The sequence below is a fragment of the Jeotgalibacillus terrae genome, from assembly GCF_016908195.1.
GTDB lineage: Bacteria > Bacillota > Bacilli > Bacillales > Jeotgalibacillaceae > Jeotgalibacillus > Jeotgalibacillus terrae.
In genome coordinates this window covers 43,239-59,585 of the sequence record NZ_JAFBDK010000017.1, presented here as the reverse complement: position 1 = coordinate 59,585, position 16,347 = coordinate 43,239, and the positions used below count along the sequence as shown (strand labels likewise).

Below are 16,347 nucleotides of genomic sequence, written 5' to 3'. Positions count from 1 at the left end.
GATGAGTATGTGAGTGAGTCTGTTGAAAAAAGAGTACAGGAATTGCATGATCTGCTGAATCAGTACAATTATGAATATCATGTACTGGACAAGCCTTCTGTACCTGATGCTGAATACGATCAATTATTAAATGAATTAAAACAAATAGAAGCAGACCACCCTGAACTTGCTACTTCAGATTCCCCGACGCAGCGTGTAGGCGGTGCGGTGCTTGAACAGTTTTCAAAAGTAACGCACCGCACATCCATGCTCAGTCTCGGCAATGCTTTTAACGAAGAAGATCTGAAAGATTTTGACCGTAAAGTAAGAGAGGTAGCAGGGGACGGTGCGATGTACAGCTGTGAACTGAAGATTGATGGTCTTGCAGTTTCCCTGCGCTATGAGGACGGATTGTTTGTCCAGGGTGCTACAAGGGGGGACGGATCAGTCGGTGAAGATATTACAGCAAACCTGAAAACAATCCGGTCTATCCCACTGCGCCTGAAAAAGCCACTATCAATTGAAGTGCGCGGAGAAGCCTTTATGCCGAAATCCTCGTTTTTAAAACTGAATGAAGAACGTGAGAGAAAAGAAGAAGCGTTATTTGCCAATCCGAGAAATGCTGCTGCAGGGTCGCTCAGACAGCTTGATCCGCGCATTGCTGCTTCAAGAAATCTGGATATCTTTTTGTATGCGATTGGTGATCCCGGAGACACAGGTGTCAGATCGCAAAGTGAAGGCATGAAGCTGCTTGATGAAATGGGACTTAAAACGAATCCGGAACGCAGAATGTGTAAGTCTATCGATGAAGTGATGAACTATATTCATGAGTGGACAGAAAAAAGAGCTGATTTGTCTTATGATATAGACGGAATTGTTATCAAAGTGGATTCACTGGATCATCAGGAAGAGCTTGGTTTTACAGCAAAAAGTCCACGCTGGGCGATTGCCTACAAATTTCCTGCTGAAGAAGTCGTAACAGTGCTGCGTGATATTGAATTAAGTATCGGCAGAACTGGAGTAGTAACGCCAACTGCACTGCTTGAACCTGTCAGAGTAGCCGGAACAACTGTGCAGCGCGCTTCTCTGCATAACGAAGATCTTATCCGTGAAAAAGATATCCGGATCGGTGACCATGTGGTAATTAAAAAAGCCGGGGATATTATTCCGGAAGTCGTCAGTGTGATTACTGACAAACGTACATGTGAGGAAAAAGAGTTTCATATGCCAACCAATTGTCCAGCATGTGACAGTGAACTGGAGCGGCTCGAAGGCGAGGTGGCACTCAGATGCCTTAACCCGAAATGTCCGGCACAGCTTCAGGAAGGTCTGACTCACTTTGTATCCCGTAACGCGATGAATATTGATGGTCTTGGCGAAAAAGTCATTGCCCAGCTGTATCAGAGTGAATTGATACGGGACGTTGCGGATTTGTATAGCTTAACAAAGGAGCAGTTAATCGGTCTTGATAGAATGGGAGAGAAATCAGCTGACAATCTGTTACATGCGATTGAAGCATCCAAGAAAAACTCTATGGAAAAGCTGCTCTTTGGTCTCGGGATCCGCCATGTTGGTGCTAAAGCTGCGAGAACCATAGCTGAACATTTCCATACAGTTGATGCATTAAAAGAAGCGTCAGCTGAAGAATTGTGTCAAATTGATGAAATTGGTAACAAAATGGCCGATGCAATCGTCACATACTTTGAGAACGAAGAAGTCCTTGAGTTAATCGAAGAATTAAGAGAAAACGGCGTTAATCTTACTTATACCGGACCTGTAAAGAAAAAAGCAGAAGAAGTTGATTCAGCTTTCTCAGGTAAAACAATTGTCTTAACCGGGAAATTAGCTCAATTGACACGCGGTGATGCGAAAGAGAAAATAGAACTGTTGGGCGGAAAGGTAACAGGCAGTGTCAGTAAGAAAACAGACCTGCTAATTGCCGGAGAAGACGCAGGGTCCAAACTGACGAAAGCACAGGATTTAAATATCACTGTGTGGGATGAAGATAGACTGGTCGAAGAAATAAGAAAACAAGAGGTGTAGCAGTTAAAATGAAAAAATGGTTAGCCGCTGCGACGGGTACTGCATTGCTGATGAGCGGCTGTATGCCGTCTTTTCAGCAGGAAGATGAAGTCGTGCAGGAAAATGCCCCAGAAGACAGTGAAGAGCAGACGGTGATTATCCCTAATTTCCAGATTTCTGATGAGTATTACCGTACGCTACTTCCATATGAACCTTCCCCTTCAAGAGGGATGGTTGTTAATAACCTGAACACAAATTATGATATTGCTGAGTTTGAAAATGGATTGATGCGTGTCGCACAGCAGAATTTTTCACCTGAAGAATATTTTTTTCAGGCGGGACAATTTCTTGAGAGTGACACAATCTCAAGCTGGCTGAATCGTGAATTTACTGAAGAACAACTTACTGAGTATGGTATGGAGCCTGAAGAGAATATTGGATTAAATCCTCTGGATAACGGCGAAGGATCACGTGCTGAACGTGCAGAAAGAAGTCCGATTCTGCTCGCACATATTCTTGAACATAACTATTTCGTCAAATCTTCAGGAGATGAATCCAAAGTCAGATTAGGCGGCATTGTCATTGGGCTTGCAATGAACTCTGTGTATTATTACAACAATGATGGAGATCCGTATGGTCCTACCTTTGAAGAAAATATTCCTCAGAGCAGACTTGAAGAAGAGGGAAAGGCGATCGCTGCTGAAGTTGTGTCGAGAATCCGTGAAATCGCAGCAAATGATCCTGAAAAAGCAGAGCTGGCTGATGTGCCTGTCACTGTCGCACTGTTTAAGCAGGAACCAAAAAGCACCGTTATTCCGGGTAACTTTTTCGGATATTCAACTGCTGAAGCGGGCAGTAGCGAGCTTGGCGAATGGAATGCAATGAACGAGAATTATGTTTTGTTCCCTTCAGAAGAAGCACGTGAAAGCTACCGGAATGACGAAACAGCATTTTTGAATTTCAAACAGGATATTGAAACGTACTTTCCGAACTTTAATAGCGTAATTGGAACAGGACTGTACCGTGGGGATCAGCTCTCACATCTTAAGATTGATATTCCGATACAATTTTACGGAAAGTCAGAGATCGTCGGCTTTACACAATATATTGCCGGCAGATTAATTGATTTGTTCCCTGAATACTTTGATATTGAAGTGAGTATCACATCAATCAACGGCCCTGAGGCATTGATTATTAAAGAACCTGAAGATACAGAACCATTTGTTCATATTTATGAGCAGTAAGCTGTAAGGCTTACTGTTTGTAGAGCAATGAAAAAAGACTGAGACAATTTGTCTCAGTCTTTTTTATGAGATCCAGCTCCAGCAGGCAGCTCCTCGGGTCATAAGCCACGCATCGGTAAACGGGAAAGTTCGCCCGTTTACCGCTCCGCGTCTTATACCTGTCGGAGCTAAACGCCTGCCTCCGCTTTTCACGAGATCCAGCTCCAGCAGGCAGGGGCTAGTGCGGTTCCCTCGGTTCCTTAAGATAAGTCAACATCGGCTCACTTCGTCACCGTGTTTCCTTTATCTCAATCCACCTCAGTCCACCGCATACGCCCCTAAACGCCTGCCTCCGCTTTTCATTAGATCCAGCTCCAGGCGCTAGCTCCTCGGGTCATAAGCTACGCATCGGTAAACGGGAAAGTTCACCCGTTTTCCGCTCCGCATCTTATGCCTGTCGGAGCTGAACGAGCGCCTTCCGCTTTTCATGCTACAACCCCCAAATTTCATCCGCATACTGCCTGATCGTCCGGTCGCTTGAGAAGTACCCGGAGCGGGCAATGTTATGAATACTTGAATTCAGCCAGCGTTTTTTATCCTGATAAGCTTCAGCTGCTTTTTCCTGTGCACGTACATAGGCATCAAAGTCTTTTAATAGGAAATACTGATCATTTTCCATCAGCAGTGAATCAGAGATCATCTCAAAATCATAGAACGTGTCCGGGAAAAATCCGGAAGTGAACTGATCGATGATTTTCTTAATTCTTGGATCACCGTGGTAATAATCATACGAATGATATCCACCGTGCTTTTCATATTTCATTACTTCCTGAGCCGTCAGTCCGAAGATGAAGATGTGTTCAGGACCTGTCAGTTCTTCGATCTCAACGTTGGCACCATCAAGCGTACCAAGTGTCAATGCTCCATTCATCATGAACTTCATATTTCCGGTTCCTGAAGCTTCTTTACTCGCAGTCGAGATCTGTTCGCTGATATTCGTAGCCGGAATGATCTTTTCAGCCAGTGACACTCTGTAGTTCTCCAGAAATACGACGGTTAAGTAGTCTTTGGAAACCGGATCGTAATTGACCAGGTTCGCAACAGAGTGAATCAGCTTGATCACTTTTTTTGCGTAATGGTAGCCTGGTGCAGCTTTTGCCCCGAAAATGAACGTTTGAGGATGGGGCTTAAATGAGCTATCCTCTTTCATTTTGTTGTAAAGGTGCATCACATGCATAATATTTAACAGCTGTCTTTTATAGGCATGAAGTCTCTTAATTTGAACATCAAAGATCGAATCTGGATTGACTTGGATCCCGTTTTTCTCCTGGATCAGATCAGCCAGTATACGCTTTTTATCGTGCTTAATCTGGTCAATCTTATATTGAAAAGCAGCATCATCAGCGTGCTTGACAAGATCATTCAGCTTTTCAGTATCCTTTACCCATCCTGTGCCGATTGTCTCATTGATTAAGGCTGTCAGTTCGGGATTTGCCTGCAGAAGCCATCTTCTATGTGTGATACCATTCGTTTTATTATTAAAACGGTCAGGGTAAAATTCATGGAAGTTTTTCATCTCACGCATTTTTAGAATTTCAGTGTGCAGTCTCGCCACGCCATTAATACTGTGGCTGCCGACAATAGAGAGGTGAGCCATTTTCACAAATCCATGTGCGATCACAGCCATTGATTCGATGCGGTCCCAGTCACCCGGATAAGCCTCCCACAGATCTTCACAAAATCTTCTGTTGATCTCTTCAATAATCAGGAAGATACGCGGGAAGAGGGGTCTGAATAAATCGACTGACCATTTTTCAAGCGCTTCTGATAAAATCGTATGGTTCGTATAAGAGATGGTTCCTGTGACAATGCTCCAGGCTTCTTCCCAGCCCATACCTTCTTCATCCATTAGAATTCTCATTAATTCAGGGATTGCGAGGGCAGGGTGTGTATCATTAATATGAATCGCTACGTGTTCATGAAGTTCTGTTAAATCATCATGGTCTTCTTTATAGTCACGCAGAATACTCTCAAGGCTCGATCTGACCAGAAAATACTGCTGTTTCAATCTGAGGATCTTTCCTTCATCTGACATATCATCAGGATAAAGAAACTCTGAAATCTGCTCAGTATCCCGCTTATATTGCATAAAGTCTTTGTGTGGCGGGAAGTGTTTTGCAGGTTCAGCGCCCCATAGACGAAGCGTATTCACCCGTTCTGTATCAAAACCGATAACAGGCATATCAAAAGGGACAGCAAGCACCGTTTCTGCTTTCTCATGGGTAAAGATCATCCGGCCATTTTTTTCAGTCCATTTGACTTCGCCCCAATAAGGAACTTCTACAGCAAGATCGGCTTTCCTTATCTCCCATACATTCCCATTTCTCAGCCATTGTTCAGGAAGTTCCACCTGATAGCCGTTTACAATTTTCTGTTCAAACAAACCATGCTTGTATCGGATTCCATGTCCGTGACCTGCGAGTGACAAAGAAGCCATTGAATCAAGAAAACATGCAGCCAGACGGCCAAGGCCACCGTTACCAAGGCCTGCATCAGCTTCAGCTTCTTCCAGTTCACTTAAGTTGATACCCAGGTCAGACAGGCCATCTTCAACCAGGTCTTTGACACCCAGATTCACCAGGGAGCTTACAAGCAGCCTGCCAAGAAGGAACTCAATTGATAAATAATAGACTTCCTTATGGTCGCCTTTACGTGATTCTTCATTCGATGCAATCCAGTTCGTGCTGACATGTTCCCGCACCATCATACCGAGTGTCTGATATTGGTGCTGTAAAGTTGAATGTTCGAATGATAAACCGCTTGATTGTTCAAGCCGTTGTAAAAAGGCTGCCTTAAATGCTTTTTTATCTGTAAACATGCATTATTTCCTCCTCTGGAGTCCCTCATAAAGGCTGTAATATTCCTCAGCTGATTTTGCCCAGCTGTAATCGCCTGACATTGCGTTTTTCTGAAGAAGCGGCCAGACTTTCCTGTTGCTGTAATGTGAAAGCGAACGCTCAACTGTATGCTTCATATCATGTGCATTATAAGCACTGAATGTGAAACCATTTCCTGTATGTTCAGTTTCATGCCATGACTGTACAGTGTCATTCAATCCGCCGGTTTCCCTTGCAATCGGAATGGTACCGTACTGCAGTGAAATCAGCTGACTGAGTCCGCACGGTTCAAACATTGAAGGCATTAAGAAGAAATCAGCTCCTGCATAGATCCGGTGAGCGAGCGCTTCGCTGAATCCGATATAGACACCGGTTTTTTCAGGGTAGGCACCTGCTAAATAGTTAAAGTAGCTTTCAAATTCAGGATCGCCGCTTCCAAGGACAATGAGTTGCATGTTTTGCTCATTTAATAACTCATGCATCACCCTTTTAACAAGGGAAAGTCCTTTTTGCTCGGTCAGCCTGGTCACCATGGCGACAACAGGAATATGGTCAGAGACAGGAAGGTTAAATTCTTTTTGCAGCGCAGCTTTATTTTTCTTCTTATCTTTTAACGTTTTTAATGAATAGTTTTTTTCAATATACGTATCTTTTTCAGGATGATAGGCATCTGTATCAATCCCATTCAAAATGCCGCTCAGTTTAAAAGATTGGTCGCGAAGCAGCCCATCAAGTTTTTCACCGAAGAACGGGGTCTGAATTTCATCTTTATAAGTAGGGCTTACAGTTGTCAGCGCATTAGCACTTAACAGGGCACCTTTCATAAAGCTGACAGCACCGTAGAATTCCAGTTCGCCTGAAGTGAAATAGCGGTGATCAAGGTTCAGCAGGTCACCAAGCACACTTTCAGGGAACAGCCCCTGAAATTGCAGGTTATGGATCGTAAAGACCGTTTTTATATTTTTATAAAAAGGATAAGTTCTGTACTGCCGGTCGAGAAGGAAAGGGACCATTCCTGTGTGCCAGTCATGCGCATGAATCACATCAGGTTTGAATGGAATGAGCGGCAGCGCATCAAGTGCAGCTCTGCTGAAAAAAGCGAAGCGCTCTCCATCATCAAAATCCCCGTACAGTGCATTTCTTTTGAAATAATATTCATTATCGAGCAGGTAGTAGGTAACGCCGTCATGCTTTAGCGTTTCAATTCCACAGTACTGCCTTCTCCAACCGACATTTACATAAAACGTTTTAACCTTTTTTGCTTTTAGGAGAAGGTCTTCTGAGATCGTTGAGTACTTCGGCAGCATCACCCGCACATCAGCTCCGAGTTTGATTAACTCTTTAGGAAGAGCCCCGGCGACATCGCCGAGGCCTCCTGATTTTGCAAATGGCGCACATTCAGAAACTGTAAACAATACCTTCATGATTTCACCATTGCTGCTTCACGTACGCTTCCTTTACGGAGTACAAGCGGCTGTTCAGCAGTTCCTTTTAATGAAGTGCCATCAAGTACTCTAACGTCTTTATCGAGAATGACATATTCGAGTGAACAGTCATTTCCGATTTGAGATTTCTGCATAACGACACAATTTTTAACCTTTGAACCCTGGCCGATTTTAGCGGCTCTCGACACAATGCTGTTTTCGACGCTTCCACGTATGTCAGCTCCATTGGCAATCATTGAATTACTGACTTGTGCAGTGGAACTGTATTTTGTCGGTGGTTCATCTTTAACCTTTGTATAGATCGGGCGGTCCTGAGTGAACAGGCGGCTCCAGACATCGTGACGCAACAGGTCCATTGAGTGCTTCAGGTAAGCAGGGATTGAATCAATAATGGCTGTATAATCCTTGTGATCATAAGCCCCGATTTTGTAGTTATGAAGTGGCTGTTTCACTACATCCGATACACTGATGAACTGTGAACGGCGTCTGCCTTCGATCAACTCGATCAGCAGTGCTTTACTGATCACATAGATCTCAAGAGACTTTCCATTGTGCTGAACCTCAGTAATATCATAGTCATGGATTAAATGTTCTGCCAGCGCTTCTTCAAAATCGATATTCGCAATCACATAGCTGCTTGCAATGACAACGTAATCCTGATGACTGCGCTTGAAAAATTCAATGTGCTGCTCCAGTCTTGAAAATGATCCGATACTGGTCGTTTCATTTGGCTCAAAGTAAGGAGGGAAGAAGAAGAGACCGTCTCTTTTGCGGTCAAGATCCCAATTCTTACCTGAACCAATATGGTCCATCAGTGAACGGTACTGATGCTTTGGGAAAATGGCTACACTGTCCACACCCGAGTTCACCATATTGGATAAAACAAAATCAATAAAACGGTATCGCCCTGCAAAAGGAATGGAAGCAACAGAGCGGTTCAATGTCAGATCCTGAAGTCCTCCCATTACTGTGGCTGCATCAATGACTCCTAATAAACGGCTCATGCTGTCACATCCTTTCTTAATTTCTCGACTAATTCTTGTGTGACAAGGATAATTTCCTCGTTTCCGTCTGCCGGTGAAATCGTAACACCATCAGGAACAGTGATATCACCTGGAACAATTGCTTTTGTGATCGTTACATTCTTTCCGATTACTGCATCGGGCATAACAACTGACTCATGCACAGAAGCACCTGTTCCAATGGAGACACCCTGGAAAATGACTGAGCGTGAGACTTTTCCTTCAATCACACATCCCTCATTAATGAGTGAATCTGTCACTTCTGATGAAGCGGCAAGATACTGAGGCGGCTGATTCGGGTTTCTTGAATAGATTCTCCATGAGTGATCGAACAGGTTAAGCCCAGGATTTTCTGCAAGCAGATCCATATTCGCTTCCCACAGGCTTTTTACTGTTCCGACGTCTTTCCAGTATCCTTCAAACGGATAGGCCATCAGGCGCTTTCCTTCGTTAAGGAATAAAGGAATGATATCTTTTCCGAAGTCATGGGAAGATTCTTCATTCAGATTATCCTGATCAAGGTATTTCTGCAGTGATTTCCAGTTGAAAATATAGATACCCATTGAAGCCAGGTTATTCTTTGGCTCAGCAGGCTTTTCATCAAACTCCAGAATTTCCAGGTCATCATTTGTGTTCATGATGCCAAAACGGCTTGCTTCATCCCAAGGAACTTCAATGACTGAAATCGTCGCTTCCGCTTCATTCTGGATATGATAATCAAGCATATTTGAGTAATCCATTTTGTAAATGTGATCTCCTGAAAGTACAAGCACATACTCAGGATCATATTGTTCGATATAGTTCAGGTTCTGATAGATCGCGTTGGCAGTTCCGCTGTACCATTTAACTCCGCTTGCTTCTGTGTAAGGAGGGAGAACAGTTACCCCGCCATTACGGCGGTCAAGGTCCCATGCGCTGCCAATTCCGATATATGAATTCAGAACGAGCGGCTGGTACTGTGTGAGCACTCCAACCGTGTGAATACCTGAATTAGTACAATTACTAAGCGTGAAATCGATAATGCGGTATTTACCGCCAAACGGCACAGCCGGTTTGGCAATTTTCGTTGTCAGGGAATGAAGGCGGCTTCCTTGTCCTCCTGCTAATAACATTGCTACACATTTCTTCTTTACCATCATGTCACGCTCCTCTTTATTTTTTTGCCGGCTTCCAGATCGTTACGCCAAAAGGTGGAATCTTTACAGTGAGAGACTGTTTTTTATTGTGAAGCGGCTTTTCTTCAGTTACTGCTGACTGATTTAACAGGTTTGTACCACCAAACTGCTGAAGATCACTTGAGAATACTTCTTCCCATCTACCTTCAAAAGGTGCACCAATCTCAAAATGATCGTAGGTGACATTGGTAAAGTTACAGATAACCATTAATGTATCGCTTTTTCTTTTTCCTTTTCTGATAAAGGAATAAATACTCTGTTCTGCATTATCTGCATCAATCCATTCAAACCCTTGAGGATCGTGATCAAACTCATGTAATGCTTTATGGTTTTGATAAAAGTCCATCAGCTCTTTTGAGAAGTGGTCTGCCTGATGATGTGCATCATAATCTTTCAGGAACCAATCAAGACCCTGAACATATTTCCATTCGTCAAACTGGGCGAACTCACCACCCATAAATAACAGCTTTTTCCCTGGGTGAGTGATCAGATAGCTGAGAAGTAATCGCCACTGTGCGAACTTTTCCCAGTATTCACCTGGCATTTTGTGAAGAAGAGACCTTTTTCCATGTACCACTTCATCATGTGAAAGGGGTAGAATATAATTCTCCGAATATGCATACACAAGTGAGAAAGTGAGCTTGTGATGATGGTGTCTCCGTTCAAATGGAGGATATTCCATGTAATCAAGCACATCGTTCATCCATCCCATGTTCCATTTATAATTAAAGCCAAGACCGCCTTCATGCACAGGTTTTGTGACACCTGGCCAGTCTGTGGAATCCTCTGCCATCATGAGAAACCGCGGATTTTCCTTAAAGACCGCTTTATTTAACTCCTGAAGAAACTCCGTTGCATAAGGGTTAGCCGTCTCAGGTTCGCTATTGGCCCAGTAAATAATATTAGCCACAGCATCAACTCTTAACCCATCAATTCTGTAAAAATGCATCCAGTAAAGCGCATTTGAAATTAAAAAGCTTCTGACTTCGCCTTTTGCCAGATTAAAGTTAGCTGTTCCCCACTCGTGATTCTCCCGATCGTTAAAGGAATCATATTCATATAAAGGTTCCCCATCGAACATATATAAACCATGCGAATCTTTACAGAAATGCCCGGGCACCCAATCCATCAAAACGCCTATGTCCTCCTGATGACAGCGGTCAATCAGGTACATCAGGTCATGAGGTGTGCCAAAACGGCTGGTAGGGGAGAAGTATCCTGTACCCTGATATCCCCACGAGGCATCAAGGGGATGTTCAGTTAAGGGAAGTAACTCAATATGAGTGAATCCATGTTCTTTTACATATGGAATTAATTCATCAGCATATTCTCTATAAGTAAAGTAAGATCCGTCTTCTTTTTGTTTCCAGGAATTCAGGTGCAGTTCATATATAGAGAGCGGCCTCTCATAGATTGGTCTGCGCTTGCGGACGCGCTGACGGTATAACTGATCACCCCATTTATATCCTGAGAGGTCATAAACGACTGAAGCTGTCTGAGGTCTCAATTCAGAATGAAAAGCATACGGATCAGATTTCAGAATCAGGTCACCGGAAGCAGTGGTAATAGCGTATTTATACATTTCTCCTGTCAGGTCCCGGTCTATTGTACATGTCCAGATTCCTTCCTGATTTACACGTGTCATTTCATACTTTCCTGTTTCCCAGTTAGTAAAGCTGCCGGTTACAGATACGGCTTGAGCATGGGGAGCCCACACAGTAAATCTTGTACCTGTTACTTTCTTCTTCTGCTTTTCAAGATGTGCGCCGAAAGTGTGATGAGCGTTATAAAGGGTTCCTTCATGGAAAAGATGAATGTCAAAATCACTGATTGTTTGATCCATGTGCGCCATCCTTTCTATATATTCGTCTATACAATTTCAACATTAACACAATAAAGTCCTTGTGGAATCTGAATTTTCGATAAAAATTTTGAAAATTCAGAAGTAAGCGTTTGCATTTGTATATCATTGTTTCAAGTGACAACTAAGGGTGATATGTAATAAGTGTTCAAAACTAACAGTCAGTGAAACGGTATTGATCAATAATGAAATTTTCCCCAATCACTTGCAGTTGAAACAATTATTCAGAAATTCACTGTAATAAAAAACGGCTGATCCGAAGACCAGCCGCTTTAATCATAATTATTTATTTGATTCTACTTCATGTACTTTTTCAAACTTATCGAAGCCTTCCTGAACCGGTTCACGTGAATTACCGTTGATCAGGCTGACTACAACAATTGCAATCGTACTTAAGATAAAGCCTGGAATCATTTCATATAACCAGCTGCTCAGTCCGAGTACATACACCCAAAGGATGACTGTAATCGCACCAGTAAGCATACCTGCAAGGGCACCCCAGCGAGTCATACGCTTCCAGTAAAGTGAAAGTAAAATCGCAGGTCCGAATGCTGAACCGAATCCGGCCCAAGCATTACTTACGATATCAAGAATTGAGCTATTAGAATCCAGTGACAGGATGATTGCTACTAGTGATACGAGAAGTACAGAGATACGGCCAACAAGAACAAGCTCTTTGTCAGATGCACTGCGCTTCAGGAACGTATTGTAGAAATCTTCTGTCAGCGCACTTGATGTTACAAGCAGCTGAGAAGAAACTGTACTCATGACTGCCGCGAGAATCGCTGCCAGTAAGAATCCTGAAATCAGCGGATGGAATAGTACCTGAGAGAAGAAAATAAAGATTGTCTCAGGATTATCAAGCGTACCGCCTGTTTCTGAAATGTAAGCAATACCGATTAGTCCTGTGAATAATGCACCGATAATCGCAATAATCATCCATGTCATACCAATACGGCGTGCTGACTTTAATGACTTAACGTCTCGGATTGCCATGAAACGTACGATAATGTGCGGCTGACCGAAGTAACCAAGACCCCAGGCCATTAATCCGATGAAACCAAGGAATGTTGTACCCTCAAAAAACGATGTCAACGTTGGATCAATTGAATTCAGCGTATCGAATGTCGGTCCCACACCGCCAAGTTCCATGAACGCGACAATCGGTACAAGGATCAGTGCCACAAACATGATACAGCCCTGTACAAAGTCTGTCATAGATACTGCAAGGAATCCTCCGAACAGTGTATAAGCAAGTACTACACCCGCAGTTACAAATAAACCAAGTGTATAATCCATGCCAAATGCACTTTCAAATAGTACTCCACCAGAAACCATACCTGAAGATGTATAAACAGTGAAGAAAATAATGATGACAATTGCGGATACGAAACGCAAAATTTTTGTATTGTCTACAAAGCGATTCTCGAAGTAATCAGGGATTGTAATTGAATCGTTTGCCACTTCCGTATAAGTTCTTAAACGAGGTGCAACTAAAATATAATTTAAATATGCCCCAATTGATAAACCAACCGCAATCCACATGCCCGAGATTCCGGATACATAGATCGAGCCTGGTAGACCAAGCAGCATCCATCCACTCATATCGGATGCTCCTGCAGATAGTGCTGTTACAGCCGGGCCCATTTGTCTTCCACCCAACATGTACTCTGATAGGTTGCCGGTCGATTTTTTATAAGCGTAATAACCGATTGCCAGCATCCCGATGAAATATAATGCGAGAGATATATAGACTTCAAAAGTAATCTCTACAGCTTCCACCAAATCTCCTCCTTGTAAAATGAATTTTTTGTGTCAAATGTTGCATGACGCTTACAGTTGACTAACCTAACAAAAATTTTACGACTGTTCAAGTGATATAAAATGCATCATATCAACTTAAAACGTCGTCACCCTATTAAGCACAAGGGTTAGGGGATGATTTCAAAAACATTAAAGTAAAATAATTCTGAAAATTAAATCATACTTTATTTTAATCTGTAACTTGAAAATTTGGCAAGTAAAATCACCTGAAACGTTGATACATAAACGTTAGAGAATGGAATAATCATCCTGTAAAGGAATTGTAATATGCAAAAGAATGTGAATAGATACACAAATAGATGATTTGAAAAGTAATATTTTGTACAATAGAATCATGATAAATGAAAGGGTGAGAGTATGGCACAGGGCAAGAGTGTAGACGATTATATTCAGGAAGGAATATATGGTGCCAGAGAAACTTTGCCGGATGAAAGAAGGATGTTTTTAACTTCGATCAGAGAACGTATCGAATTTGCGCTCCTTCAAAATCAGGTGCGTGAATCTGATGTGTACCCGGAAATAGAGCAGGCACTGAAGAAACACCGCGATCTGAAAATGTTTTTAAACGGAAATATGAATTACAGATTTTTATCAAAATATATTCAGCTCGCCGACCGTTACAAAACATCCTATCAGGTTGTAACGAATAAAGAACACAACTCTGAATACGGGCTAGTTTTAGCGCATGCGGAAGCAGTGGATAAGGACAAGATCACACTGCCTAAAAGACATGCAGATAACGGGGCAGCACCGTCATTCTGGGATCGTTTATTCCGTTCTTAATCGCTTTCTTCTATTTTAATATGGGCGGGATGAACAGTTTAAGCAAAATATGAGATTATAATTCAAAATTAAAGGTTATGTTAATCCCGATGTTGTTTTAGCATAGCTGGTGATTGCAGCAGAAGGGGGACGACTCCAGCAGGAGAAGCGTGACAGGTGAGACCCCGCAGGCGAAGCCGAGGAGGCTCACCGCACGCCCTGCGGAAAGCGTTCCCCCTGGAGCGGAAATCAGCAGCCAACTTTAACAGAGCTAAATTTATAAGGCAGGGTCTTCAGGTAAAGTTGCCTGAACTCCTGCCTTTTTGGTATGATAAACAGTATTGTGAGTGTTCGAACATACACGGAGGTGAGTCACAATGACGAAAATTACAAAAGATGAAGTAAAACACGTAGCTCATTTAGCAAGACTGAATATTGACGAACAGGAAGCAGAAAAGTTTGCTGACCAGCTTGGTTCAATCATTACATTCGCTGAACAGCTGAATGAACTCGACACAGAGAATGTTGAACCGACAACGCACGTTCTTGATATGAAAAATATTTTACGCGACGATAAGCCAACTGACGGCCTTCCGCGTGAGCAAGTATTAAAAAATGCACCGGATCACCAGGATGGACAGGTGAAGGTGCCGACGATTTTAGAGTAGGAGGGCAAAGAGATGTCTTTATTCGATCACAAACTGGCGGATCTGCATGATCTTTTACATAAAAAAGAGATTACCATTGCTGATCTTGTCCGTGAATCATATAAACGTATTGAAGAAGTCGATGGTAAGGTTCAGGCCTTCCTGACACTTGATGAAGAGCGTGCACTTGCGCGTGCAGAAGAGCTTCAGCAAAAGCTTGGCAGCGACGAAGGTCTTCTATTTGGTATGCCAATCGGTGTAAAAGATAACATCGTTACAAAAGAACTCCGCACGACAGCTGCAAGTAAAATCCTTGGAAACTTTGACCCGATCTATAATGCAACAGTTGCAGATAAACTGCACTCAGCTGATGCGATTACAATCGGTAAGCTGAACATGGATGAATTTGCGATGGGATCTTCAACAGAGAACTCCCATTTTGCTAAAACGAAAAACCCATGGAACCTTGATACAGTACCGGGTGGATCTTCAGGCGGATCTGCAGCAGCAGTGGCAGCCGGAGAAGTACCATTCTCACTTGGTTCTGATACAGGCGGTTCAATTCGTCAGCCAGCGTCATTCTGTGGTGTAGTTGGACTTAAGCCGACTTATGGCCGTGTATCTCGTTTTGGACTGATTGCATTCGCATCTTCACTGGATCAGATTGGACCAATTACAACAAACGTTGAAGATAATGCTTATCTGCTAGAAGCAATCGCTGGACTGGATCCAAACGATTCCACTTCAGCCAATGTGAATGTTCCAAACTACCGCAGCGCACTGACAGGTGATATTAAAGGCCTTAAGGTTGCTGTGCCAAGAGAATACCTTGGTGACGGTGTAAGTGAGGAAGTACGCCAGTCAGTCCGCGAAGCGCTTAAAGTGCTTGAAGGACTTGGTGCAACGATTGATGAAGTATCACTGCCGCATTCTAAATATGGTGTAGCAACGTACTACCTGCTGTCTTCTTCTGAAGCATCAGCAAACCTTGCACGCTTTGACGGTATCCGCTACGGTTACCGCGCTGATAACGCAGAAAACCTGATTGACCTTTATAAGAAAACACGTGCAGAAGGCTTCGGTGATGAAGTAAAACGCCGTATTATGCTTGGCACATATGCACTAAGCTCAGGTTATTATGATGCTTACTATAAAAAAGCACAAAAAGTACGTACATTAATTAAGCAGGACTTCGAAAAAGTATTTGAAGACTATGATGTAATCGTAGGACCAACTACGCCAACACCTGCTTTTAAGATTGGCGAGCAGATTGATGATCCGCTTACGATGTATGCAAATGATATTCTGACGATTCCTGTTAACCTTGCGGGCGTACCGGGTATCTCAGTACCTGCAGGTCTTTCAGAAAGCGGTCTGCCGCTTGGCCTTCAGATTATCGGAAAGCACTTTGATGAAAGCACAGTTTACCGTGTTGCACACGCTTATGAACAGGCAGCAAATCACAACATGAAGCCGGAACTGTAGGAGGG

The 16,347-nt window shown here is 43.0% G+C and carries 11 protein-coding genes; 5 read left to right on the top strand and 6 right to left on the bottom strand.

Going from position 1 to position 16,347, the window contains the following annotated elements; all coding sequences use genetic code 11:
- Positions 1-9: 9 nt before the first annotated feature.
- Complete coding sequence (ligA, locus tag JOD21_RS15150) at positions 10-2,022, top strand: NAD-dependent DNA ligase LigA (RefSeq protein ID WP_204730432.1); 2,013 nt, start codon at positions 10-12, stop codon at positions 2,020-2,022.
- A gap of 8 nt (positions 2,023-2,030) precedes the next feature.
- On the top strand, positions 2,031-3,245 hold the full coding sequence (locus tag JOD21_RS15145) for a CamS family sex pheromone protein (protein WP_204730431.1): 1,215 nt from the start codon (positions 2,031-2,033) through the stop codon (positions 3,243-3,245).
- Positions 3,246-3,714: 469 nt separating this feature from the next.
- Here the strand turns inward: JOD21_RS15145 and JOD21_RS15140 are convergent, their stop codons facing one another.
- From JOD21_RS15140 to putP, 6 genes are all read right to left on the bottom strand, one after another.
- Positions 3,715-6,102, bottom strand: coding sequence for a glycogen/starch/alpha-glucan phosphorylase (locus JOD21_RS15140; RefSeq protein WP_204730430.1), 2,388 nt, complete (start codon positions 6,100-6,102; stop codon positions 3,715-3,717).
- A 3-nt stretch (positions 6,103-6,105) separates the two neighbouring features.
- Positions 6,106-7,545, bottom strand: coding sequence for a glycogen synthase GlgA (glgA, locus tag JOD21_RS15135; protein WP_204730429.1), 1,440 nt, complete (start codon positions 7,543-7,545; stop codon positions 6,106-6,108).
- Complete coding sequence (locus JOD21_RS15130; protein WP_204730428.1) at positions 7,542-8,570, bottom strand: GlgC family sugar phosphate nucleotidyltransferase; 1,029 nt, start codon at positions 8,568-8,570, stop codon at positions 7,542-7,544. The genes glgA and JOD21_RS15130 overlap by 4 nt, the downstream gene beginning before the upstream one ends.
- Entirely contained in the window at positions 8,567-9,724 is a 1,158-nt protein-coding gene (locus tag JOD21_RS15125) for a glucose-1-phosphate adenylyltransferase (RefSeq protein WP_275579605.1), read from the bottom strand. The genes JOD21_RS15130 and JOD21_RS15125 overlap by 4 nt, the downstream gene beginning before the upstream one ends.
- Positions 9,725-9,740: 16 nt before the next feature.
- Positions 9,741-11,606: a 1,4-alpha-glucan branching enzyme gene (gene glgB / locus JOD21_RS15120; RefSeq protein WP_239581628.1), complete on the bottom strand. Its 1,866-nt coding sequence runs from the start codon at positions 11,604-11,606 to the stop codon at positions 9,741-9,743.
- Positions 11,607-11,906: 300 nt separating this feature from the next.
- Complete coding sequence (putP, locus tag JOD21_RS15115; RefSeq protein WP_239581631.1) at positions 11,907-13,346, bottom strand: sodium/proline symporter PutP; 1,440 nt, start codon at positions 13,344-13,346, stop codon at positions 11,907-11,909.
- A 459-nt stretch (positions 13,347-13,805) separates the two neighbouring features.
- On the opposite strand from putP, the gene JOD21_RS15110 reads away from it, so the two are divergent.
- The 3 genes from JOD21_RS15110 to gatA all read left to right on the top strand — a co-directional run bounded on the left by JOD21_RS15110 (position 13,806) and on the right by gatA (position 16,342).
- Positions 13,806-14,231, top strand: coding sequence for a YueI family protein (locus JOD21_RS15110; RefSeq protein WP_204730425.1), 426 nt, complete (start codon positions 13,806-13,808; stop codon positions 14,229-14,231).
- Positions 14,232-14,587: 356 nt separating this feature from the next.
- Entirely contained in the window at positions 14,588-14,878 is a 291-nt protein-coding gene (gene gatC, locus JOD21_RS15105) for an Asp-tRNA(Asn)/Glu-tRNA(Gln) amidotransferase subunit GatC (protein ID WP_204730424.1), read from the top strand.
- 12 nt (positions 14,879-14,890) lie between these two features.
- Positions 14,891-16,342 (top strand): Asp-tRNA(Asn)/Glu-tRNA(Gln) amidotransferase subunit GatA, encoded by a 1,452-nt coding sequence (gene gatA / locus JOD21_RS15100; protein WP_204730423.1) that lies wholly within the window; start codon positions 14,891-14,893, stop codon positions 16,340-16,342.
- Positions 16,343-16,347: the final 5 nt, after the last annotated feature.